Origin of the sequence: Trinickia violacea (assembly GCF_005280735.1) — a bacterium.
In the GTDB taxonomy this organism is placed as follows: Bacteria; Pseudomonadota; Gammaproteobacteria; order Burkholderiales; family Burkholderiaceae; genus Trinickia_A; species Trinickia_A violacea.
In genome coordinates, this window is the sequence record NZ_CP040078.1 from 1,029,041 (window position 1) to 1,053,418 (window position 24,378).

At 63.8% G+C, this 24,378-nt stretch carries 17 protein-coding genes and 2 pseudogenes; 11 read left to right on the forward strand and 8 right to left on the reverse strand.

The window, feature by feature from the left end:
• Window positions 1-173 precede the first annotated feature (173 nt).
• The gene (locus FAZ95_RS26720; RefSeq protein WP_137335509.1) at window positions 174-764 is read left to right on the forward strand and encodes a BPSL1445 family SYLF domain-containing lipoprotein; all 591 of its coding nucleotides are present in this window, start codon (window positions 174-176) and stop codon (window positions 762-764) included.
• A gap of 126 nt (window positions 765-890) precedes the next feature.
• The gene (locus tag FAZ95_RS26725) at window positions 891-2,471 is read left to right on the forward strand and encodes an amidase (protein WP_137335510.1); all 1,581 of its coding nucleotides are present in this window, start codon (window positions 891-893) and stop codon (window positions 2,469-2,471) included.
• A gap of 51 nt (window positions 2,472-2,522) precedes the next feature.
• Here FAZ95_RS26725 and FAZ95_RS26730 read toward each other — a convergent pair whose 3' ends face one another.
• From FAZ95_RS26730 to FAZ95_RS26740, 3 genes are all read right to left on the reverse strand, one after another.
• A complete protein-coding gene (locus tag FAZ95_RS26730; protein ID WP_137335511.1) occupies window positions 2,523-5,570 on the reverse strand; it encodes an efflux RND transporter permease subunit in 3,048 nt (1,015 codons plus the stop codon).
• Between the two features lie 13 nt (window positions 5,571-5,583).
• Window positions 5,584-6,735, reverse strand: a complete 1,152-nt coding sequence (locus FAZ95_RS26735; RefSeq protein WP_137335512.1) for an efflux RND transporter periplasmic adaptor subunit — start codon at window positions 6,733-6,735, stop codon at window positions 5,584-5,586.
• A 131-nt stretch (window positions 6,736-6,866) separates the two neighbouring features.
• Complete coding sequence (locus FAZ95_RS26740; protein ID WP_137335513.1) at window positions 6,867-8,369, reverse strand: efflux transporter outer membrane subunit; 1,503 nt, start codon at window positions 8,367-8,369, stop codon at window positions 6,867-6,869.
• Window positions 8,370-8,468: 99 nt separating this feature from the next.
• Here FAZ95_RS26740 and FAZ95_RS40910 point away from each other — a divergent pair.
• Window positions 8,469-8,771: pseudogene (locus tag FAZ95_RS40910) on the forward strand (ArsR/SmtB family transcription factor); the annotation flags it as partial.
• Between the two features lie 45 nt (window positions 8,772-8,816).
• Window positions 8,817-9,260, forward strand: a pseudogene (locus FAZ95_RS40915) (SRPBCC family protein); the annotation flags it as partial.
• A 12-nt stretch (window positions 9,261-9,272) separates the two neighbouring features.
• On the opposite strand, the gene FAZ95_RS26750 reads toward FAZ95_RS40915, so the two are convergent.
• The 5 genes from FAZ95_RS26750 to FAZ95_RS26770 form a co-directional block, all read right to left on the reverse strand.
• Entirely contained in the window at window positions 9,273-9,911 is a 639-nt protein-coding gene (locus tag FAZ95_RS26750; protein WP_137335515.1) for an HAD-IA family hydrolase, read from the reverse strand.
• Window positions 9,912-10,128: 217 nt separating this feature from the next.
• Entirely contained in the window at window positions 10,129-11,211 is a 1,083-nt protein-coding gene (locus FAZ95_RS26755; RefSeq protein WP_367873424.1) for an alkaline phosphatase family protein, read from the reverse strand.
• A gap of 161 nt (window positions 11,212-11,372) precedes the next feature.
• Window positions 11,373-11,816, reverse strand: a complete 444-nt coding sequence (locus tag FAZ95_RS26760) for a universal stress protein (protein ID WP_254700298.1) — start codon at window positions 11,814-11,816, stop codon at window positions 11,373-11,375.
• Between the two features lie 42 nt (window positions 11,817-11,858).
• Window positions 11,859-12,050: a hypothetical protein gene (locus tag FAZ95_RS26765; RefSeq protein WP_137335516.1), complete on the reverse strand. Its 192-nt coding sequence runs from the start codon at window positions 12,048-12,050 to the stop codon at window positions 11,859-11,861.
• Window positions 12,051-12,606: 556 nt separating this feature from the next.
• On the reverse strand, window positions 12,607-16,227 hold the full coding sequence (locus tag FAZ95_RS26770; RefSeq protein ID WP_137335517.1) for an indolepyruvate ferredoxin oxidoreductase family protein: 3,621 nt from the start codon (window positions 16,225-16,227) through the stop codon (window positions 12,607-12,609).
• Window positions 16,228-16,326: 99 nt separating this feature from the next.
• Between FAZ95_RS26770 and FAZ95_RS26775 the strand changes: the two genes are divergently transcribed.
• The 7 genes from FAZ95_RS26775 (at window position 16,327) to FAZ95_RS26805 (ending at window position 24,376) form a co-directional block, all read left to right on the forward strand.
• On the forward strand, window positions 16,327-17,232 hold the full coding sequence (locus tag FAZ95_RS26775) for a LysR family transcriptional regulator (RefSeq protein ID WP_137335518.1): 906 nt from the start codon (window positions 16,327-16,329) through the stop codon (window positions 17,230-17,232).
• Window position 17,233: 1 nt separating this feature from the next.
• Window positions 17,234-18,109: a LysR family transcriptional regulator gene (locus tag FAZ95_RS26780; protein WP_137335519.1), complete on the forward strand. Its 876-nt coding sequence runs from the start codon at window positions 17,234-17,236 to the stop codon at window positions 18,107-18,109.
• Window positions 18,110-18,256: 147 nt separating this feature from the next.
• Entirely contained in the window at window positions 18,257-19,135 is an 879-nt protein-coding gene (locus FAZ95_RS26785; RefSeq protein WP_137335520.1) for an MBL fold metallo-hydrolase, read from the forward strand.
• 186 nt (window positions 19,136-19,321) lie between these two features.
• Window positions 19,322-20,479 carry a patatin-like phospholipase family protein gene (locus FAZ95_RS26790; RefSeq protein WP_137335521.1) on the forward strand — a complete coding sequence of 386 codons (1,158 nt, stop codon included), beginning with the start codon at window positions 19,322-19,324 and terminating at the stop codon, window positions 20,477-20,479.
• A gap of 40 nt (window positions 20,480-20,519) precedes the next feature.
• Window positions 20,520-21,746 carry a substrate-binding domain-containing protein gene (locus tag FAZ95_RS26795; protein WP_254700299.1) on the forward strand — a complete coding sequence of 409 codons (1,227 nt, stop codon included), beginning with the start codon at window positions 20,520-20,522 and terminating at the stop codon, window positions 21,744-21,746.
• Window positions 21,747-21,805: 59 nt separating this feature from the next.
• A complete protein-coding gene (locus FAZ95_RS26800) occupies window positions 21,806-23,353 on the forward strand; it encodes a sugar ABC transporter ATP-binding protein (protein WP_137335522.1) in 1,548 nt (515 codons plus the stop codon).
• A gap of 21 nt (window positions 23,354-23,374) precedes the next feature.
• Window positions 23,375-24,376: an ABC transporter permease gene (locus FAZ95_RS26805; protein ID WP_137335523.1), complete on the forward strand. Its 1,002-nt coding sequence runs from the start codon at window positions 23,375-23,377 to the stop codon at window positions 24,374-24,376.
• The last annotated feature ends 2 nt before the right edge of the window (window positions 24,377-24,378 follow it).

The following is a 24,378-nucleotide window of genomic DNA, read 5'->3' on the forward strand; positions in this document are numbered from 1 at the left end:
CTTCAGCACTCGCGGATTTGCCGGAGTTTGTAAGGAAGCGTAAGTCGTGTTACCGGTGGCTGAACTCGGTCTGGCGACTGGAGTCTCAAGGGCCAGGACAATCTTTGGACTCTCCTGTGCGCGGCTTTCTGCACCGCGCGGGAAGTCGAAATCTCTCCCTAGAGGAAACTGTTATGCGTCGACGTCAATTCCTTCTCGGCACCGGTGTGACCGTTGCGGCGAGCGGCCTCGCGCTGGCGGGCTGCACGACGACACCGCTTAGTTCTGGCGACACCACCTCCGAGAACGCGGATAAGCGCAAAACGATCGACGCCGATTACGACGCCACGCTGGCCCGTCTCTACAACTCCGTGAGCGGCTCGCACGAGCTGCTCGACAAGGCGCGCGGCGTGCTCGTCTTTCCGTCTGTGATTGCAGCCGGATTCTGGGTCGGCGGGCAGTACGGCCAGGGCGCAATGCGCGTCAATGGGCAGACGATCGGTTACTACAGCATCGTCGGCGGCTCGTTCGGCTTGCAGATCGGCGCGCAATCGAAGGCGATCATCTTTGCGTTCATGACGCAGGAAGCGCTCGGTGGCTTCCTCCAAAGCCAGGGGTGGGCCGCGGGCGCGGACGCCACGGTCGCGCTCGTCAAGATCGGCGCCAACGGCAACGTGGATACCTCGACGGCGACGGCGCCGATCCAGGCTTTCGTGCTGACGAATGCCGGGCTGATGGCGGGCGTATCGCTTCAGGGCACCAAGATCTCGCGGCTCCTCATTTGAAGCGAAGCCGCGTAGAGTCGATGCTCGACATCGCGGATTTTTGTTGAGGTAGTCTCGCGCGAGCGCAGCGGCGGCCCACCGTCGCCGGCTGCGACGTCTCGTTGAACACTCACACAAGAGCGCCTCATGCAACGACGCCGATTCTTTGCCTCGATTGGGATACTGACCGCTGCCATGAGCGCCAAAGGCGCGTCGGCCGCCGAGCCACACGTCGCCGACACACCGGGCGGCGTCGTGCCGGATGCGCCCGCCGGCGGCGCGAGCGCGGAGCAAGCGCTGCGGATTTATCTCGAGCGCATCGCCGAGATCGACCGCAAGGGGCCGCAGTTGCGCAGCTTCATCGAACTGAATCCGGACGCGCCGCACATCGCCAGAGCGCTCGATGCCGAGCGCAAGGCCGGCATGGTTCGCGGCCCGCTGCATGGCGTTGCGATCGCGCTCAAGGACAACATCGCGACCGGCGACCGCATGGCGACCACTGCGGGCTCGCTTGCGCTCGACGATGTGCGAGCCACGCGCGACGCGTACCTCGTCGCCCGCCTGCGCGATGCGGGCGCGGTGATTATCGGCAAGACCAATTTGAGCGAGTGGGCAAACATCCGCTCGACGCGTTCGTCGAGCGGATGGAGCGCGCGCGGCGGCCTCACGCGCAACCCGTATGCGCTCGATCGTTCGACGAGCGGCTCGAGTTCGGGCTCGGCTGCCGCGGTCGCCGCGAATCTGGTCGCGATGGCGGTGGGCACGGAAACGGACGGGTCGATCGTGTCGCCCGCTTCGATACACGGCTTGGTCGGACTCAAGCCGACGGTCGGCCGCATCAGCCGCGACGGGATCATTCCGATCTCGCACACGCAGGACACGCCCGGGCCGATCACGCGCACCGTGAGCGACGCCGCGCTGCTGCTGTCCGCGATGGCGGACGCCGATACTCAGGACTCTGCGACATCGCAAGCCCCAACGCCTGACGACTATCTGCGCGCGCTCAACAAGGACGCGTTGCGCGGCGCACGCATCGGCGTGGCGCGCGACTACTTCACGGGGCACGACGAAGTCGACCAGCAGATCGAGCGGGCGATCGCGCAGATGAAATCGATGGGCGCCGAGGTGATCGATCCGATCGATCTGCCCAAGGTCAGCTACGGGGACGAAGAGCAGGCGGTGCTGCTCCACGAGCTCAAGCACGACTTGCCGCTGTGGCTCCAAACGTTCGTGCCCCATGCGCAGGTGCGAAACCTGGCCGACGTGATCGCATTCAACGATGCGCATCGCAGCCGCGAAATGCCGTACTTCGGCCAGGAGCTGTTCACGCAGGCGCAGGCGCTGGGCGACCTCGACAGCGACGTCTACAAGAAAGCGCTCGCCACGTGCAGCAAGAAGGCACGCGACGAAGGTCTTGCGCGCGTGATCCGCGCGCAGCGGCTCGACGCGATCGTCGCGCCGACTGGCGGCACGGCGTGGCTCACCGACTTCATCAACGGCGACAGCGCGGGCGACGGCTTCTCGACGCCAGCAGCGGTCGCGGGCTTCCCGCACTTGACGGTGCCCGCGGGGTTCGTGCGCGGCCTGCCGGTGGGCGTGTCGTTCGTGGGCCCGGCGTGGAGCGAGGCGCGTTTGCTCGCGCTCGGCTACGCGTTCGAGCAGGCGACGCAGTGGCGCAGGGAGCCGCGCTATGTGGCTCAGACGAGCATGCCGCCGCTCGACGCGTGACGTAAGCCGCCAACCACGTTGGCGCGCGGCTACGAAGATTCGAAACCGGTCTTACGACGCGCTTTGCGCCCGCTTATGGTGGTCCGCCCCGATGAACATATACATCGCGGGCACCACGAACAGCGTGAACAACGTCCCGATCGACAACCCCGTAAAGATCACGAGCCCCATCGCGTTGCGCCCCGCCGCGCCGGCGCCCGACGCGATCACGAGCGGCACCACGCCCAACACCATCGACGCGGTGGTCATCAAGATCGGCCTTAACCGCACGCCTGCCGCTTCCTCCAGCGCCTCGCGCTTCGAGCGTCCCGCGAGCTGCAGCTGATTGGCGAACTGCACGATCAGAATGCCGTGCTTGCTGACGAGCCCCATCAGGGTGACGAGCCCCACCTGCGTGTAGATGTTGAGCGTGGACAGGCCGATGTTGATGAAGATGAGCGCGCCGAACAGCGCCATCGGCACCGACACCAGAATCACGACGGGATCGATGAAACTCTCGAACTGCGCGGCGAGCGCGAGGAACACGATGATCGTCGCGAACAGCAGCGTGACGACGAAGCCGCCGGACTCCTGCACGAACTGCCGCGACAGCCCCGAGTAATCGACCGAATACCCGGCGGGCGCGGCTTGCATCGTCGTCTTGCGCAGGAAGTCGAGCACTTCCCCTTGCGATACGCCCGGCACGATCACGCCCGAGATCGTCGCGGAGTTGAGCTGCTGAAAGTGGTTGATCGATTCCGGCACGACCTTGTGCTCGATGTGCGTGACGGTCGAAGCGGGAATGACGCTGCCGTCGGGCGTATGAATGTAGTAGTCGAGCACTTGCGTAGGATTGAGGCGATCGGTCTGCAAGACCTGCGGGATCACTTTGTACGACCGTCCCGCGATCGAAAAGTAATTGACGTAGTCGCCGCCGAGCGCAGCGCCGAGCGTTTGTCCGATGTCGCTTTGCTGGAGGCCTAGCGAGGCGACTTTATCGCGGTCGACCACGAGCGTGGTTTCCGGCTTGTCGAGCTTGAGGTCGCTGTCGACGAAGAAGAACATGCCGCTCGCTTGGGCCTTTTGCAGCACCGCTTGCGAGATCTCGTTGAGATTGTCGAACGGCTCGGTCGTGGTGACCACGAACTGCACCGGCAACCCTTGCGAGCCGGGCAGCGGCGGAAACTGGAATGCCGCGATGCGCGCGCCGGCAATCGTATTCCACTTCTGCTGCAGCTCCTCCTGCAATTCGGTCGCGCCTTTCTTGCGCTTGTCCCACGTCTTGAAGAGCACGCCGCCGATGCCCTGGTTGATGGTGGGCGAGCCCGTCAACTGGAACATCTGCGAGTATTCGGGCAGGGCCTTCGAGATGTCGAACACCTGGTCCGAATACATCTGCATTTGCTGGATCGTCGCGTTCGGCGGCCCCTGGATCTGCGACAGCACGATGCCCTGATCCTCCTGCGGCGCAAGCTCCGACTTCGACGTCATGAACAGGTACACCGTGCCCGCGAGCAGCAGCGCGCCCATCACGACGACGACCGGCCACGTATCGAGCAGGCCGTGCAAGAGCCGGCCATAGCCGCGATGCACGCGGTCGAACTGGCGATCGATGAAGCGCACAAGACGCCCGCCTTCCTGCTCGGCACTGAAAAAGCGCGAGCACATCATCGGCGACAGCGTCAGCGCGATCACGCCCGACACGGTCACCGCCCCCGCGAGCGAAAACGCGAACTCGGTGAAGAGCGCGCCCGTCAGCCCGCCCTGAAAGCCGATCGGCACGTACACGGCGACGAGCACGACGGTCATCGCGAGAATCGGCCCGCCGAGTTCGCGCGCGGCGATGATCGCCGCTTCGAGCGGCGACTTGCCTTCGTACTTCATGTGGCGATCGACGTTCTCGACGACGATGATCGCATCGTCCACGACGAGCCCGATCGCGAGCACGAGCGCGAGCAGCGTCAAGAGGTTGATCGAGTAGCCGAGCATCAGCATCACGAAGAACGTGCCGACGAGCGACAGCGGCATCGCGATCACGGGAATGATCACCGCGCGCAGGCTGCCGAGGAACAGATAGATCACGACGGTCACGATCAAGAGCGCTTCGATGAGCGTCTTCTCGACTTCGCGGATCGCGGTATTCACGAAGTCGGTGGCGTCATAGACGATCTCGCCCGTCATGCCGATCGGAAACTGCGCCTGCAGCGCGGGGAACGCGGTTCGCACGCGCTTGGCGACATCGAGGATGTTCGCATCCGGCGCGACTTTGATGCCGATGAACACCGACCGCTTGCCGCTGAACGCGACGTTGAAGTCGTAGTTGTCGGCGCCGAGCACGACGTTCGCGACGTCTTCGAGGCGCACGATCGCGCCGTTCTTCTGCTTGACGACGAGCTGCTTGAATTCGTCGACGGAGTGCAGGTCCGTGCCCGCGTTCAGGTCGACGCTCACCATCTGCCCCTTGGTCGCGCCGAGCGTCGCCAGATAGTTGTTGTTGCCGAGCGCGGTGTAGACATCCTGCGCGGTGACCCCGTGCGCGGCCAGACGCGTCGAATCGAGCCACGCGCGCAGCGCGAACTGCCGGCCGCCCAGCACTTCCGCCGTCTGCACCCCTTCGATCGAATCGAGCTTCGGCTTCACGACGCGCAGCAGATAGTCGGTGACGTTGTTGCTCGGCAGCACGTCGCTGTAGAAGCCCATGTACATCGCGTCGGTGGTCTGCCCGACCTCGACGGTCAGCACCGGCTGCTGCGCTTGCGGCGGCAGCTGGTTGCGCACGGAGGCGATCTGCGTGTTGATTTCGGTCAGCGCGCGGTTCGAGTCGTAGTTCAGGCGCAGCGTCGCCGTGATGACCGAGGCTCCGGTGATGCTCGACGACGACAGATAGTCGATGCCCTGCGCCTGCGCGATCGCCGCTTCGAGCGGCTGCGTGATGAAGCCCGCGACGGTATCGGCGCTCGCGCCGTAGTAGGCCGTCGTGATCGTCACGACGGCGTTTTCGGTCTGCGGATACTCGCGCACTTTCAGCGCGACGAGCGAGCGCAAGCCGAGCACGAGGATCAACAGGCTCACGACCGCGGCGAGCACGGGGCGGCGGATGAAGATGTCGGTGAAGTTCATCGCGCGCTCCTCGTCATTGCTCTTGCGGCGAGGGGTTCGGATTGTCCGCGGGCTGCACGCGGTTATCGATGATGAGCGACGTGCCGTTCTTGAGTTTCAACTGGCCGCTCGTCACGACCTGCGTGCCTTCGGAGACGCCCTTCATGATCGCGACCTGATCGCCGCGCGTCGGCCCCGGCGTCACGAACACCTGCTGCGCGACGGGCAGCACTTTGCCTTGCGCGTTCGGCCGGGTGCCGGGCTTGACGACGAACACCGTCGCGCCATACGGGTTGTAGGTGATGGCCGTTTGCGGCAGCGTCAGATAGCGCTCCTTCGCCCCGGCATCGACCTTCACGTTCGCGTACATGCCGGGCAGGAGCTTGCGTTCGTGGTTGTCGACGGCCGCCTCGATCTGCACGTTGCGCGTGTTGCTGTCGACTTTCGGATTGATCGAGAGAATCTTGCCGGCGAACGTGCGTCCGCTGTACGCGCTCGTGTCGACGATGACGGTCTGGCCGATCTCGAGCTGTCCGAGCTGCTGCTGCGGGAGATAGAAGTCGGCGTAGATCGGATCGACGGCTTGCAGCGTGACGATCGCATCGCCCGGGTTGAGGTATTGCCCCGGGTTGACCGTCGTGATGCCGAGGCGCCCCGCGAACGGCGCGCGTATCGTCTTCTTGTCGACGAGCGCGGCCTGTTGCGCGACCAGCGCTTTCTTGTTGCGCAAGTCGGCTTCGTCGGCGTCGAGCTGGGCTTTCGCGATCGCCTTGATGTCGTATTGCGCTTTGTCGCGGTTGAAGACGGTCTGCGCGAGATCCGCCTGCGCCTTCAGCGATTGGAGCAGCGCGACGTCGTTGTCGTCGTTGAGCCTGACGAGGACTTGCCCGGTCTTCACGTCCTGGCCGGAATTGAACGTGATCTCGCGCACGAGGCCCGCGACTTCCGTCGTCACGTCGACGCCGCGCACCGCGCGCAGACTGCCGACCGCCAGGAGCTGCGGCTGCCACGACTGGTAGCCCGCCGTGATCGCCGTGACGGTCTCAGGCGGCGCCGCATTCGACGCCATGAACTTCGCGAACATATGCGCCCGGAACAGGTTGAAGCCGACCAATGCGCCGAGCAGCAAGCCGACGCAGAGCAGCATGATTGTCATTCGCTTGGCCAACGGTCGCTTCTGGTTCATCGTCGTTTCCTTGCACGGCGTGGGGCGAAATCCCTGTTTGTTGTAACGGTGCGCGTGGGTGCTTATTCCTTGTTCGTGGTGCGAGTGATGCGTGCCAACGCTTGCGATGCGATAGCGGGGGCGAACTGCGGTCAATGCGGCGTATCCGCGGCCGCTTCCGGGGGCGGCGCATTCCACCAGCCGCCGCCGAGCGCCTGAAACAGCGCCGCGGTGTCCGCATAACGCGACGCCTGCGCCTGCGCGAGACTCACGACGGTTTGCTGGTACTGACGCTGCGCATCGAGCAGCGCGAGATAGCTCACGCCGCCGACACGATATTGGCCGCGCGTGAGCGTCAGCGAATCGCTGGCGGCGCGCCATGCCTCGGTCTGCGCCTTGAGGCCGGTCGCGTCGTGATCGAGCGCGCGCAACGAATCGGCCACGTTCTGGAACGCGAGCAGCACCGTCGCGCGATACTGCGCATTGGCTTGGTCATAGGCGTCGACGGCGGCGCGTTTCTGCGCGCGCAGTTGCCCGCCCTGGAAAATCGGCTGCAGGATGCCTGCGCCGAGGCTCCAGATCGTGTTCGCTTGCTGGAACGCGCCGGCGGGCGTGAGCGCCTCCGTGCCGTAGCTCGCGGACAGCGTGATCTGCGGATACATCGCGGCGGTGGCGACGCCGATTTGGGCGCTCGCCTGATGCAGCAACGCTGCGGACGCGAGGATGTCGGGCCGCTGCTTGACGAGCGACGACGGCAGGGTCACGGGCAGCGTCTGCGGCAGCGTGAACATCTCGAGCCGGAATTCGGGCAGGGCGGGGTCGCTCGGCAGCATGCCGGCCAGCACCGCGAGCTGATGGCGCGTTTGATCGAGCGATTGCGCGAGCGGCGGCAGCGTCGCGCGCGTTTGCGCAAGCAGCGTTTGTTGCGCGAGCACGGCGGTCTTGGCCACGCCGCCGAGTTCGAACTGCTGGTTGAGCACTTGCAGTTGCTGGTCTTCGTCCGTGGCAATGCGCTCGGTGGCGTCGATCTGCGCGCGCAGCGACGCTTCCTTGACCGCTGCCGTGACGATGTTGGCCGTAAGCGCAAGATAGGCGCCCTGCAACTGATAGCGCTGGTAGTCGATCTGCGCGGCGAGCCCTTCGAGCTGGCGGCGCGCGCCGCCGAACACGTCGAGCTTGTACGAGACGTTCACCGACGCGTTGTAGAGATTCAAGTAGTCGACGACACCCGGCTCGCCGAACGTGACGCCGTTGAATTTTTCACGTTGCCCGTTGAGCTGCGCATTGACGCTCGGCAACAGCGAGCCGCCGAATTGCGCCAGGTAGTTTTCGTGGGCTTGCCGCAAGACGGCTTGCGCTGAGGCGATGTTCGGACTGTCCGCGAGCGCCTGGCGGATCAGCGTATCGAGCGGCTCGCAATGAAAGAGCGTCCACCACTCGGCGGGAATGTCCTGGCCGGGCGCGAAGCGCTGCGGCACGCCCGCGGCGCCGGGCGCGGAGGCCGTCTGCTCGGGCAGCGGCGTGACGGTGTAGTGGTCCGTCGGCGGCGCCGCCGGCGATCGATAGTCGGGGCCGACCATGCAGCCGGCCAGCGCCGTGCAGCACAGCGCGGCGCCATAGTGCGGAATCCAGCGGGTACGCGGAGTAGGAGCCATCGTCGATCCAGCCTTTTGGGGATGATCGGGCACGCGCTAAATCATATCTCCGTGGAAACACTTTGACATGTGACCATATGGTCACCTATTATCGATCGCATGGACGACGTATTCCGAGCACTCGCTGACCCGACGCGCAGAAGCCTGCTCGACGAGCTGTTCAAGCAAGACGGGCAGACCCTGAGCGCGCTGGAGGCCCGCGTGCCGATGACGCGCTTCGGCGTGATGAAGCACCTGAAGGTGCTCGAAGAGGCGCACCTCGTGGTGACGCGCAAGCACGGGCGCGAAAAGCTGCATTTCCTGAACGCCGTCCCGATCCGGCTCATTCACGACCGGTGGGTGAGCAAATTCGCCGAGCCTTGGGTCGCCGCGCTGAGCGATCTCAAGCACGATCTGGAGGAAAGGAAGATGGAGAAGGTCTACGAGATCTACATCAAGACGACGCCGGAACGCCTGTGGGAAGCCATCACCAACACCGACATGCGGGCCAAGTACACGTTCGGGGTGCGCGTCGTGTCGGAGTTCGCGCCGGGCTCCAGCTATGTCGGGCGCGCAAATCCGCCGGGGCAGGCCGACGAGCTGACCATCGTCGAAGGCGAGAATCTGGAAGTCGATCCGCCGCGCCGGCTCGTGCAGAGCTTCCGCGCGCTATGGAGCGATGACGTGAAGAGCGAAGGCACCTCGCGCGTGACGTGGGAGATCGAGCCGGTCGGCGATTCGTGCCAGCTCACGGTCATTCACGATCAACTGCGCGAAGGCGCGAACGCCGAGCTTTACGGCGGCTGGCCGATGGTGCTGTCGGGTCTCAAGACGCTGCTCGAAACCGGCGAGCTGCTGACGACGCCTGGGTCGCTGCGCTATGCGTCCGGCGGGGCCGCGTCGTGCCATTAGAGGCTCGTGAAATTAGCCGTTAGCGGCGGGACTCAAGCGCAGCAAGTCGGCTGGCGTGCGGAAGACCTCGGCCGGTTGATGGCGCAACAGCGCATCCAGTGCCGTGTATCCCCACGCCACCGCGCCGAACTGAATGCCCGCGCGCTGAGCCGCTTCGGCGTCGCGGATTTCATCGCCGATATAGATGGTTTCGGATTTGTCGGCCTGGGTTGCGTGCAGGATTTGGCGCAAGCGGTATGGCTTGCCGAATAGCGGCGAGCCGCATTCGATCGCGGCGAGCTGATCGATGAGCGACGCGCCCACCACCGCGCTGACGTTGTCGATCGTATTCGAGGTCGCAACGGCCAGCTCGATCTGTTGATCCGCCATGGCCTGCAGCGTTTCCACGATGTTCGGAAACGGCCGCACTTCGTGGATTCTCTCGCGCATGATCGCTCTGAAATCCGATATCACGGCGGGTACGCGCCAGATCGGAAGCTCGAGCTCGCGGAGGATATCGGCGGCGCTCAGCTGACGCAGCGTGTGCTCCTCGTCTTTAGCGATTTGCCGGAACTGATGCCTCGCCGCGAGGGCGTTGATCGAGTCGACGAAGACGGGGTAGGTGTCGGCGAGCGTGCCGTCGAAATCGAAGATCGCGAGTTTGACTGTCATGGAGGTTGGAGAGTGGCGTTTCGTTGCGACAGCCAGCATTCGCCATTGCCGCGAGCGGTCATGGTAAAGGAAATCCGCCGAACTGCGGCCAACCGGGTTGGGAGCAGGACGTTCGCAAGTGGCTGCAATGAGCGCGTAGCCTTGGGATCGACGACGCCCTCACTCCCGAGGCAATCGCTCCAACCCGCGCGAGCGGCGCAGTTGATCGAACGCGTTTTCAGTGTGCGTTTCGCGCGCGCTCTTGGCCGCGAAGAAGCCTTTGCTGAGCCAATGTCCGAGGATCACCATCGCGTAGCCCAGGGCTCCTGTCATGCGCGTCCACGCGGTGTTCCGTCGAGCCAGCGTGGCGACGGAACTCACTGCATCGCTCGCGGCGTTGTCGAGATCGGCGAACAAGAAGTCGGCAAACCAATGGAGCCCTTGCGCGTGGCGATTCGACGTTCTTCGCTCGAGTTCGGGGAACTCCGGTATCAGCGATCAGCTTCTCCGCCTTCATGATGTTGTGCGGCGGGTGATCGTCGTTCTGTGCTTGACCGAAATACTTCGGTTCGATGAGGACAAACTCGGGAAAGGTGCTTTCGTCGGCTGCGGCGTCTTCGAAGAATGTCCCGAATGAATGGTAATTGGCGAGGTTTTCGCGTTTCCTTTGATTCACGAGCAGCAAAGAGGCGGGGAAATCGTAGAAATAGACTTTCCAGCTTTTTTGTTTTTCATTCAGCCGATCGAAGATTGTCGTCTGCGTTTCCTCGGTGTACCACTTGGGTTCGAGGGCATTGATTCCCTCCGGCATCGCCACTTCGCCCATCGACGTCCCCGAAAGCGCGAAAAACCGGTTGGGCCAGGTCGGCCCCGGCAGCGAAGAAAACCATCGGTCGCAAATCGTGAATTGCCGGCCCAGCGTATGCAGCGCGGGCAGGAAATCGAGCGGGTAATAGCCCATGATGTCCTGGCGCTGGGCCTGGCTGCTGCGCGGATAGTGGCGCGCGAAATTGCGAACGAAACCGCCGTTGTTGCCTGCGAGCTGTTCGAGCACGTCCGGATGATCGTGATACGGGTCCAGCTTCATTTGACGCTCTTGCGTCGGTTCGAGACGAAAGGACTTTCCGTGGCCGTCGTCGTTGATTGTCGCGCGCCCGTTCTTGATGCCGTCGAGATCTTCATGCACCGCATCGAGCGATCCCAGCATTTGATCGAACGAGTGGTTCTCCATCAAGAGCAAAACGACGTGCTTGATGGGATCGGTTTTCGTGTTTTTTGCTGCGTTGTCGCCGTTTTGTACGCGGTTGTGCACGTCACTCATCTCATCTCCTTTGGGAAATTATGGAGAAAAGCATCGACAGCCTTACGCGTTTATGGGTTAAACGCGTGAATATTAACTGTCAATCGGCGAGAAGGGGAGAGTGGCGACGTCGCGAACTACGGACGCTCCTGAGGGTGTGTCGCGTTTATCGGACGTGTTAGTCAAGCGGGCGTGACCGTGACGATCATCGAACCTTTCACTCTTTCCACCAGGTCGACGTGAAGCGCGCGGCCGTGATACCAGCGTTCGAGCCAGCTTCTCGTGCGATGACCGACGACAATCACGTCGGATTGCAGCAGGTCGACCATCCGCGTGATGGCCTCCAGAACACCGCCGAAGACAACGTGACCCCGCGCGACTACGCCATTCACGCCTAGTGCGTCGATAGCCTCTCTCAACGCACTTCGGGCCTGGTCTTCGAGCTGCGTCATCGCGGCGCTCGACAGCATGCCGCCACACATCGCGTTGTCATCCGCGAAATTGACCACGGTGACAACATCGACTCGTGCCGCGAGTGCGACCGAGAGCTCCGCGCAGCGAAGCAAAGCCGACTTCGCTTCGTCCGTTCCGTCATAGACCAGGAGGATTTTGGAAGATAAAGACATGAGTCGTCGCCGTAAGTAGGCGCTGCGGGTTAAGGAAAGGTGTTAGGAAACCGACAGCCAGTTGAATGCGACGACGAGCGAAATCGCCAGTCCGTTGCAGAACAAGGCAGCGATTGCCATGGCGCGCCAGTTCATCGCCGGGCGACGAACGCCGACATTGATGGCAAAGCTCAGCGCTAGAAGAAGGGCGGCGACGAAGTTAGCCGGGTGCAATAGCAGGATCGAAGCGTTCATAGGAAGAGTGGGCACCGATGCTCAAGGGTTTCACCTCTCTGAACGCTTGACGATGCCGACTTCTTCCGTCGTCTTTGCGGAAAAGTATTCACGCAGGGGAGGCGAGTCGTTCAAGACGAATTCTTATTCGCTGTCTCTCCCGCCGGACCGACTGGCCCACCCCAAGCAGGCGCTGGGAATAAACGAAGCAGCACCGTGTTTTCTATCACGGGGAAACCAACGAGGTCCTCTCTCCGCTCTTCACTTCGTGTCTAAGAACACCATCCAGAGACTATTTCGGTGCAGGCGCGCCTCGGGAAATTAGACATCCCACGATCTCGGCAACTGATGAAGGCTTTCATGAAAATTCTTATTGCTTCCACACCGGTGGCAGGACACCTCAATCCACTTCTGTCTATTGCTTCGCTATTGGCATACACGGGCTCACCACAAAGGGTGTTGTGTCCAATGACCTTTCCCCTCTGAAATATCCCGGGGTAAGGCGAATGACAATGCGGCCGCTACGCCATCCGAAGGCGTAGCGGCCGCATTTTATTGCGTTGCTTAGTTGCGTTACTTAGGCGGCAGCGTCCAGCTTGCGTGCCTGACGATACTCGTTCATCAACCGCTTATGATCGAGCGCTGCCTTCTGCACTGCGCGCTCTTTCACGTGACCGTAGCCGCGAACGTCGTCGGGAAGATTCGCCAGCTTGAGCGCGGCATCGAGCTTTGCCTGATCCAGCGAGGCGCAGAACTCGTCGACCATCGCGATGTAGTCTTCGATCATCGCGCGCTCGTTGCGGCGCTCTTCGGTCTTGCCGAAGAGATCGAGCGCGGTGCCGCGCAAGCCCTTCAACTTCGCGAGCACGCGGAACGCCGGCAGCATCCACGCCCCGTAGCGCTGCTTCACGAGGTGCCCGTGCTCGTCGCGCTTCGCGAACAGCGGCGGCGCGAGATAGAAGCTCAGCGTGTAGTCCTTGCCCGGCTCGCCTTCGAATTGCGCGCGCAGCTTGTCGAGGTACGCGGGGTCGGCATAAAGGCGCGCGACCTCGTATTCGTCCTTGTACGCCATCAGCTTCGCGAGATTGCGCGCGACAGCTTGCGTGAGCGGCAGGTGCGAGCGCTTCGCGTCCGAACGATCGCCGCCGGCAAGCTGCGTTTCCTTTGCTTGGATACGATCGACGACGCTGCGATAGCGTGCCGCGTAAGCCGCGTTCTGATAACCGGTCAGCAATTGTTCGCGCGCGGCGACCAGCTGGTCGAGCGATTCAACGGGCTTGAACGCGATCACCTGTTGCGACGCCTGGCGCGGCGCGAACGCTTCGATGGCTTCGGCGCCATGCTGCGCGACGTAGCGGCCCCAATCGAACGCAAGACGGTTCTTCTCGATCGACACGCCGTTCAATTCGATCGCGCGCTTGAGGCTCGCGAGTTCGAGCGGCAGCCAGCCCTTTTGCCACGCGAAGCCGAGCAGCAGCGGATTGGAGTAAATCGTGTCGCCGAGCAGCGTCAAAGCGAGCGCGTTTGCATCGATGAAGGTGCAGCCGTCGCCGATGCCCGAGCGCAGATCCTGTTCGGTCTGCGCGCCCGGGAACGACCACTTCGCGTTGCGCACGAAATCGGCGGTCGGCGTGGCGCCGCTGTTGATCGCCGCGTTCGTCACGCCGAACTGCGTGCGCGAGAGCACGTCGAGCGAGGCCGACACGATCGCGTCGCAGCCGATCACGAGACGCGCCTCGCCGGTGGCGATCCGCGTCGCGTGCAGCGCGTCCGGCGAGGCGGCGACTTGCACGTGGCTCAGCACGGCGCCGCCTTTTTGTGCGAGGCCGGCCATGTCGAGCACGGTCACGCCCTTGTTCTCCAGATGCGCGGCCATGCCGATCAAGCCGCCGATCGTCACGACACCCGTGCCGCCGACGCCCGTCACGAGAATCCCGTACGGCTTCGCAAGCGCGGGCAGCGTGGGTTGCGCAAGCGTTGCGAAGTCGGGCAGGGCGGCCTTGTCACCGATCGCGGCTTGGGGCTTCTTGACCTGCGCGCCTTCCGCGGTCACGAAGCTCGGGCAAAAGCCCTTCACGCACGAAAAATCCTTGTTGCATGACGACTGGTTGATCTTGCGCTTCGCGCCAAGCGGCGTCTCGAGCGGCTCGACCGACAAGCAGTTCGATTGCACCGAGCAATCGCCGCAGCCTTCGCAGACCGCGTCGTTGATGAACGCGCGCTTGGCCGGGTCCGGGTAAGTGCCGCGCTTGCGGCGGCGGCGCTTTTCGGTCGCGCAGGTCTGGTCGTAGATCAGCACGGTGGTGCCCGGCACCTCGCGCAGCTCGCGCTGCATCGCGTCGAGCCGGTCGCGATGGTGGACGGTCACGCCGCTCGGCAGCGCGACTGTCGCGTCGTATTTCTCGGGCTGGTCCGTGACGATGACGATCCGTTTCGCGCCCTCGGCGGAGACCTGATGCGCGATCTGCGGCACGGTCAGCACGCCGTCGACGGGCTGGCCGCCCGTCATCGCCACCGCGTCGTTATACAAAATCTTGTAGGTGATATTCGCGTTCGCGGCAATCGACGCGCGGATCGCGAGCAGACCCGAGTGGAAGTAGGTGCCGTCGCCGAGATTCGCGAACACGTGCTTGTCGCCCGCGAAATGCATCTGGCCAAGCCACGCGACGCCTTCGCCGCCCATCTGGCTGAACGTCTCGGTCTTGCGGTCCATCCAGATCGTCATGTAGTGGCAGCCGATGCCCGCGAGCGCGCGCGAACCTTCGGGCACGTTCGTCGATGTGTTGTGCGGACAGCCCGAGCAGAACCACGGCTTGCGTTCGACCGTCACGCGCGGCTTGGCCGCTTCGCGCTCTTTCGCTTCGATGATCGCGACGCGCGCGACGATGCGCGCGCGCACGTCATCGGGCAAATCGGCTTTGGCGAGCCGGCGCGCGATCGCCTTCGCGATCAGCGCGGGCGACAGCTCGTAGTGCGCGGGCAGCAGCCAGTCGCCGCGCGGCACCGACCATTCGCCGCCTTCGTTGTCGCGCTCGTCGAACTTGCCGTAGATCTTGGGGCGCACGTCCTCGCGCCAGTTGTACAACTCTTCCTTCAGCGCATATTCGAGGATCTGGCGCTTCTCTTCGACGACGAGAATCTCTTCGAGACCGGTGGCGAACGCGCGCGCGTCCTGCGCGTCGAGCGGCCACACGCAGCCCACTTTCAGCAAGCGCAAGCCGATGCGCGAGCAGGTGTCGTCGTCCAGGCCGAGGTCGACGAGCGCCTGACGCACGTCGAGATATGCCTTGCCCGCCGTCATGATGCCGAAGCGCGGCTTAGGCGAATCGAGCACGATCCGGTTCAGCTTGTTGGCGCGCACGTAGGCGAGCGCGGCATACCACTTGTGGTCGAGCAGGCGTGCTTCCTGCGCGAGCGGCGCATCGGGCCAGCGAATGTTCAGGCCGCCTGCGGGCATTTGATAGTCGGCCGGCGTGACGATTTGCACGCGGTCGGGATCGAGGTCGATCGAGGCGGTGGATTCGACCACGTCGGTCACGCACTTCATCGCGACCCAGAGGCCCGAGTAGCGGCTCATCGCCCAGCCGTGCAGGCCGAAGTCCAGATATTCCTGCACGTTGGACGGATACAGCACGGGAATGCCGGCCGCGATGAACGCGTGCTCGGACTGGTGCGCGACCGTCGACGATTTCGACGCGTGGTCGTCACCCGCGAGCACGAGCACGCCGCCGTTCGGATCGGTGCCCGCGGAATTCGCGTGCTTGAAGACGTCGCCGGTGCGGTCGACGCCCGGGCCCTTGCCGTACCACATGCCAAAGACGCCATCGCGCTGCGCATTCGGCCACAGATTGAGCTGCTGCGAGCCCCAGACCGCGGTCGCGGCGAGGTCTTCGTTGATGCCGGGCTGGAACACCACGTCGTTGGCGTGCAAATGCTTCTTCGCTTTCCACAGCGCCTGATCGACGCCGCCGAGCGGCGAGCCGCGATAGCCGGAGATGAAACCGGCCGTATTCAATCCCGCGCGCTGGTCGCGCTCTTTTTGCAGCATCGGCAGTCGCACGAGCGCCTGCGTGCCGCTGATATAGACGCGGCCTTTTTCGAGCGTGTACTTGTCGTCGAGCGTGACTTCGGGAAGGGTGGCGGGGGCGGCGGACGACGCTAGCGCGTCGCGCTGTTCGGCGGATAGGGGCGCATTCATGCCTGATGTCTCCGGTCAAGGCAATATTGAGGCGCAGTATAGGAAGCGGATTTCCTATCGTAAAATCACAAATAAATAACTCGGGTATCTGAAAAACGCATGGCTAAGGACGTCACACTGCGCCAGCTGCGCTACTTCGTTGCCGCCGCCCAGACGGGGCAGTTCTCGATGGCCGCCACCGACGAGCACGTGTCGCAATCGGCGATCACGAATGCGGTGCTGGCGCTCGAAAGCGCGCTCGGCACGCGCTTGTTCGAACGTCTGCCGCAGGGCGTCGAGCTCACGCCCGACGGACAGGATTTCTATCACCACGCCCGGCACGTGCTCGATTCGGTGCGTGATGCAATGCACAAACCGCGCTTTCGCTCGCACGATTTGCGCGGCACCGTGCGGATCGCGGCTTCGTACGTGGTGCTCGGGTATTTTTTGCCGGAGCTGTTTGCGCGTTTTCGTGCGAGCTATCCGGATGTCGAAATCGATCTGCGCGACGTCGATCGGCCCGGAATCGAAGCGGCGGTGCTCAACGATGACGTCGATCTGGGCGTGACGATCTTGTCGAACGTCGAGCGCCTTTCGCGCTTCGGTCACCAGGTCCTGATGCGCTCACGGCGACAGCTGTGGGTGGCGCCGACGCATCCGCTCGCGCAATTGCGCACGCCCTCGCTCAAGGACATCGCGCAGCACCCGTATATCCTGTTGACCGTCGATGAAGGCGAGCAGTCGACGCTGCGCTACTGGGCCAAGAAGCGCATGACGCCGAATATCGCGTTTCGGACGAGTTCGATGGAGGCGTTGCGCGGGCTCGTGGCCTACGGGTTCGGGGTGACGGTGCTGTCGGATATGGTGTTCCGGCCTTGGTCGCTGGAAGGCAAGCGGATCGAGGCCAGGCCGGTGCTCGATACGATTCCGCAGATGGATGCAGGGATGCTGTGGAGGAAGGACGCGCAGATGAGCGCGCCCGCGCTGGCGATGCAGCAGTTCTTGATTCATGCGTGCGGGAGCTGAGATGGAGCTCCGGCATCTTCGCTATTTCGTTGCCGTCGCCGAATTGCGCAGCGTACGCGCGGCGTCCGAACAATTGCACGTGACCCAGCCGGCGATATCGCGTCAAATCCAGGACCTCGAAGGCGCCATTGGCGTGGCGCTGTTCGAACGCACGCCGCGCGGTCTCACGCTGACGGATGCGGGCGCGGCCTACTTGGCCGAGGCGCGGGATATCCTCGCCCGCGTCGATGCCGCGAATCGGCTCGCGCGTCGCATTGCCGCCGGCGTACAGGGTCATTTGCGCATCGGCTTCGTGGAAAACGCGGCGTGGAGCGGCATCGTCTCCGGCGCATTGAGCGCGTTCGAGCAGGCCATGCCGCAGGTGTCGCTCGAACTCCAGCCGATGAATACGCCGGAGCAACTCGAGGCGATTGAGGCAGGGCAGCTCGACGGCGGCTTTTGTTATCGCGTCGGCATGTCGCCCGAAGGGATCGCGAGCGTGCCGGTGCTCGAACAGAACGTGGTGCTGGCCGTGCCGGAAACGTGGGCGCTCGGCAAAGCGGGCGCCGTTGCCGCGAGCGAGCTGACGGGTGTTGCGTTTGTCGTGTTTCCTCGCCGCGTTTATCCGGCGTACTACGACCGGCTGTTGTCCGCTTGCGCCGAACGCGGTCTCACGCTCGACATCCGGCAGGAAGCGACCACCGAAACGGCGATCCTCTCGCTCGTGTCCGCAGGGATGGGTGCGGCGATCGTGAATGCCGCGAATCGCGATCGTCCGCCGGCGCGTGTGCGGTTTGTCGACCTGCGGGACCTGTCGGTGCCGCTGCCGCTCGAATTCTGCTTCGCGGCTAATGGGACCAACGCCGCGCTAAGCCGGTTCGTCGAACACCTGAAATAGGCGGCACGCAAGCGTCGGATCTGGCGAAACGCGATGCCTCCAAGGCATCGCCTGCCTCAGAAAACGGCATTAGCCAGGCAGGGTGCGGTCGGCGATAGTAACGACAACGCTTCAGCGCTCCAATTCTTTCGACAAAAGACCATCGCCATGAAAGACGCTTTCCTGACTCATCGTGTCGGCGCGGCCACCATTACCCGGGTCGACGAAACCACCTTCGCACTCGCGCCCGACACGTTATTTCCGGATTGGGGCGACGCCCACGGCCGCGAGTTGGAAGAACACCTCGCGACGGCCAGCCTCGACCTCGCGAATCGGCGCGTACCGTTGCGAACGCATCTATGGGTGGCCGAAGTCGGCGGACTGACGGTCGTCGTCGATACGGGGATCGGCAACGGGAAGACACGGCCGTTCAACTCGCTGTTCGACCGCCTCGACAATCCTGTGCTCGAGCGTTTCGAAGCGGCGGGCTTTCGCCGCGAGCAAGTGGACTATGTGCTGCTTACGCACTTGCATGTCGATCACGTTGGTTGGAACACGCATTGGCGCGATGGCCGATGGACGCCCGTTTTTCCTAACGCGACCTATGTCTTCGGCCAGCGCGAGCGCGACTACTTCGCAACGCCGCAAGGTGAACCGCGGCGCATGGTATTCGAGGACAGCGTCTTGCCCCTCATCGAAGCCCGGCAGGCACGTGCGGTGCCGGATGCGGGAGAGGAGATTGTCGACGGCATCCGCTTTCTGCCGACGCCGGGTCACAGCATCGGACATATGGCCGTCGAGATTCGCTCGCAGGGAGAGACCGCATTGTTCTCCGGCGACGTGATGCATAGCCCGTTGCAGGTCTATCGTCCGCAGTGGAATTCGACGTTTTGCCTCGATCGAACGCTGGCGCGGGAATCGCGCCAGTGGCTGCTCGAACGTGCGGCGAACACGGGGGCGACGGTCTTTGCCGCGCACTTTCCGGAGGCGTCGGCCGGTACGGTGCACGAGGGCAGGAAGGGGTTTGAGTGGCGTTATTTGAAGTGAAGAGCGGCCCAGGCAAAGAGTCGTGATTTTCGGCTCTTAGGAAGTGTCGCTGCGAGGCCATATGAAACGGGTGTCTATGATATTGTCGTGAGCACACCTCGGGTCATGAGGTTGCGGTCGGTTTGTACAGCTGAGTTCACATATGCACGAGCGGGTCTGATCAACTCTTCAAGCGGGCATGGAACGATGAACACAAAAATCGGCAAGCTACCCTCGCAAGTCGCAGAAAAACTAGGCAAGTTCGACCGCAGAGTGCTCGTGCTCCAGGGTGGCGGAGCATTGGGCGCCTACCAGGCCGGCGTATTCGAAGGCGCCGCGGCGTTGGGCTTTGAGCCCGATTGGGTCGCAGGCATATCGATCGGGGCGATCAATGCCGCGCTGATTGCCGGCAACGCGCCGGAGCGCCGCGTCGAACGGTTGCGGGAGTTTTGGGAGCGCGCGTCAGCGCGCAGCGCATTCATTCCGCCCGCCGCGCTGGACCCGATGCGGCAATACTTCAACGCGCTCAGTGCGGCGTCGGCAGTCGCTCTCGGCGTTCCGGGCTTTTTCGTGCCGCGCGTCCTGCCTCCCTTCATGGCGCGCCCCGGCGACCCCTCATCACTGAGTTTCTACGACACGCAGCCGTTGAAATCGACGCTCGAGGAACTGGTCGACTTCGATCTCATCAACAGCAAGCGTGTGCGTCTTTCGCTGGGCACCGTCAATGTCCGGTCGGGGGAGTCCGTCTACTTCGACAATACGAAGACGCAGATCGGACCCGAACACGTGATGGCCAGCGGTGCGCTGCCGCCCGGCTTTCCGCCGATCAACATCGACGGCGAGTGGTACTGGGACGGCGGCATTTCGTCCAATACGCCGCTTTGGTACGTGGTCGACGAGAGCTACCGCGCGAGCGCGCTGATCCTGCAAATCGACGTGTTCAGCGGCGCGGGTGAACTGCCGCAGAATCTCCACCAAGTGCAGGAGCGCATGAAGGACATTCAATATGCGAGCAAGTCGCGCTTCGGCTCGGCTCGCATCAAGCAGTTCGAGGAGCTGCGCGGCTCGCTGCGCCGCGTGCTCGATAAGCTCCCTCCAGAGATTCGCTCCGATCCCGATGTGCAGCGGCTTGCCGAGGTCAGCACGCGAGGGGCGGTGGCGCTGGTCCACTTCACCAATCGCCACAATACGCACTCGTCCGACTTCAAGGATTACGAGTTCTCGCGGGCCACGATGACCGAGCTATGGGAAGGGGGGCTTGGCGACGTGCGCGGCGCGATCGAGCGCGAGGAATGGCAAAACGTCGTGGAACTCGCCGAGGGGATCCGGATTTTCGACTTTACCCCCTTGGGTCCGACGCAATAGGCGCGCGCGAGGAGCGCGGGCAACAGGGCTGTCCCATTTAGTGGTCGCGCCGTTGATAGTCCTTGACAGGCCAAATGCCGCTAACCAGACTTATTTTGGTCAGGCTGGTACACATTTTGTCGGCGAGGGTAGATCGATGAAAAGTATGCGTAAAGCTCTGCTGTCCACGGTTGCCGCCACGCTGTTTGCGGCTGCGCTATCCACGCAAGCCATTGCCGCGGGCCCCAAGGTGCTGAGTGGTCCGGGCGCGGATGCGGCCTGTTTCAAGCCGGAATCCGCCAGCACGAAATACTTCCAGTGGCCGGCAAAGCACGGTCCTTACCGGATCGCGCTGGTGAACGGGTTCATCGCCAATGACTGGCGTGTCCAGATGATCCGGGTCGCCAAAGCCTATGTTGCCCAGCCCGCGGTGCAGACCGGCATCAAGGAGTTCAAGGTCGTCTCGGTCGGACAGGACATCGCCGCGCAAATCGCCGCCTCCGACAATTTCATCGACCAGGGGTTCGACGCGATCATCATCGACGCCAACAACTCCGCGGCCTTCAAGGGCGTGGTGCACAAGGCGAATGAAAAGGGCGTGGTGGTCGTGTCGTTCGACAACGTGATCGACAGCCCGGACCAGATCTCGGTCAACGTGAACCAGCTCGGCCTCGGCGAGATGGCCGCCACCTTCCTGCTCAAGCAAGCCAGGAAGTCGGGTGACCTGACCTTTCTGCACGTGCGCGGGCCGTCCGGCCAGCCGGTCGACCTCGCCCGCGACAAGGGCTTTCACGGCGTGCTCGACAAGTCGGGACGCAATGTGAAGGTAGTCGACGTGATCGGCAACTGGGCGCCGGGCGATGCGCAGAAGGCGACCGCGGACGCGATCGCGGCAGGCGGCGTCTTCGACGGCATCTATGTTCAGGGCGGCTCGCAGGGCGCGGTTCAAGCGATGCTCGACGCCGGCAAGTTCAAGGCGCCGGTCTCGGGCGAGACGGAGAACGCCTATCGCCAGCTCTGCGACAAGGCCAGCTTGACCTGCCAGTCGGGCGGCACCGGCCCGGCGCAGAGCGCGGTGGCCATCAAGACCGCGATTGCGGCGCTGCAGGGCAAAGTGATTCCACAAAGCATTGCGCTGCCCACTTCGGTCGATTATTCGCCGTTCACGGCGGGCAAGAACGTGTTCCCGGATTTGCCGGGCAGCTTCTTTGCCGGCAACGACTTTCCGAGCTGCAACATCGGCTTCTCGGCCGCGGAGATTGCGAAGCAGAGCGGCCAGAACAACTGAACGGGCGCGCGGGGCGAAAAGAGCCAACGCGTCGGCGAGCGGCAGGGAGAGCCAAGACGATGATCGAGGGGACGCCGGACCCGCTCCTGCGGGTGGAGGGGGTTTCTAAGCAATACGGCGGCGTTCGGGCATTGGAGGACGTGCAATTCTCCTGCCGCGCAGGCTCGATCCACGCGCTTCTGGGCGAGAACGGGGCGGGCAAGTCCACCTTCATCAAGATCCTTTCCGGCGTCGTGCAGCCTGATCGCGGCCGCCTCTTTCTCGGCGGCGCGCCGGTCAGCTTCGCCACGCCCGGCGCGGCGGCGGACGCGGGAATCTCCTGCATCTTTCAGGAGCTTTCGCTGCTGCCCGATCTCACCGTGGCCGACAACATCGGCATCAGCCATCCGCCGCGCCGGTTCGGCATGATCGACCGGGCGGCGCAGCGGCGGCAGGCGTCGGAGATGCTGGCCCGGGTGGGCGGCGAGGACATCCATCCCGACGCGCCGGTGGGCGAGCTGCCGCTGTCGCGACAGCAAATGGTGGAGATCGCCAAGGCCCTGGCGCGGCAACCGAGGGTGCTGATCCTCGACGAAGCGACGTCGGCTTTGACTTCGGCCGACGTCGCCAAGGTCTTCAAGCTTCTGAAGCGTCTCCGGGCGGAAGGGATGGCGATCATCTACATCTCCCACCGGATGCACGAGATCGCGGAACTGGCCGACGAATGCACGGTTTTCCGCAACGGCCGCTATATCGAGACTTTTGCCGCCGGCACCCGGTCGGATGACGCCATCGTCGAGATGATGATCGGCCGGGAATACTCGAGCGCTTTCCCGCCGCTCGGCGGGACTAAGCGCGAGGGGAAACCGGCGCTCGCGGTCCGCCATCTTTCCTGGGCGGGCGAATTGAAGGATGTCTCGCTCGAGGTGCATCCAGGCGAGGTGGTCGGACTTGGCGGGCTCGACGGCCAGGGGCAGCGGCAGTTCCTGCTGGCGCTGTTCGGCGCGCTGATCGGTGTCGAGGGCGAGCTCGAAGTGGCCGGTAAGCCCGTGAAGATTTCGAGCCCCCGTCAGGCGAAGTCGCCTGCGCTCGGGCTGGCGCTGATTCCGGAGGACCGCAAGAACGAAGGGCTGATGCTGCCGATGACGGTGCGCGAGAACCTGTCCTTTGCCGCGCTCGATGCGGTGAGCCGATTCGGCCGGATCGACCGCAAGGCCGAGGCCGCGTTGATCGATGCGCTGGTGCGCCAGCTGGCGATCAAGTCGGACGGACTCGATGGTCCCGTGGCGGCGCTGTCGGGCGGCAACCAGCAGAAGGTGGTGATCGGCAAGTGGCTGATGACGAAGCCGCGCATCGTGCTGCTGAACGATCCGACGAGAGGGATCGACGTCGGCACCAAGCAGGAGATCTATCAGCTGCTGCGGCGGCTGGCGGAGCAGGGGACCGCTGTCCTGTTCTATTCCACGGACTACGACGAGCTGATTGGTTGCTGCGACCGCGTGGCCATTTTCTACGACGGCACCGTCAGCCGGATCCTGCAGGGCGCCGAGCTGACCGAGCGCAACCTCGTGGGCGCCGCGCTGAACCTGACATCGTCGGCAAACCGGCCTGCCTCGAATGCCGCATAACCTGACCATTGCCAAACGAGGATGACCATGACGGGCAGACCGCGCGAGGGCTATTGGCGTTTTTGGTTCGCGGCGCAGCGCGGGGCGCTGATCGCCATGGCCATATTCCTCGCGATGTTCGGCGTGTACGGCGCGGCCCAACCGATCGGGCTCTCTGCCGATGTCGTCAACACGGCGGCCAACAAGGGCGCGCTGCTCGCGCTGGTGGCCATGGCGCAGACGTTGCCGGTGCTGACCGGAGGGCTCGACCTTTCGGTCGGCATGACCTTCATGCTGGCGAACTGCCTGGCGTCGACCATCGTGATCGGCGGTCCCGCGACGACTGCGCTCGGCATCGTCGGCGTGCTTGCAGCGGGCCTGCTGTGCGGCCTGGTGAATGGGGTGATCGTCGTCTATGGCCGGCTGCAGCCGCTGATCGCCACGCTCGCGACCAGCGCGATCTATTTCGGCATCGCCCTCGCGCTGCGCCCGCAGCCGGGCGGCGACATCAACGGCGACTTCGCCGATCTGATGACGCGCTCGACCTTCGGCGTGCCTTCCTCCGTGCTGTTGATCCTGGGCGCTGTCGTTTTCGTCTGGATGCCTTACCGGAACTCCATGCTGGGGCGGGCCGCCTATGCGGTGGGCTCGTCGGAGCAGGCGGCCTACATGTCGGGCGTGCCGATCGCGCGGGCGAAGCTCTTGGCCTATGCGCTCGCGGGGCTTTTCGCGGCTCTGGGCGGGCTGCTGCTGACCTGCATCACGTTCTCCGGCGAGGCGCGGGCCGCGCTCGGCGGCGACTACACGCTGAACTCGATCGCTGCGCTGGTGATCGGCGGCACCTCGCTCTTCGGGGGCGTCGGCGGCGTGGTCGGATCGATCTTCGGGGCCTTCGTGATGCGGACGGTGGGCGATCTGCTCGTCGTGTTCAACATCAATCCCGTGCTGCAGCCGCTGTTTGTCGGGATCGTCCTGCTGTTCGCGGTCAGCCTCGGCTCGCTGCGCCTGCTGCGCGTTCGCAACAAACTGGACCTCTTTCGCTAATG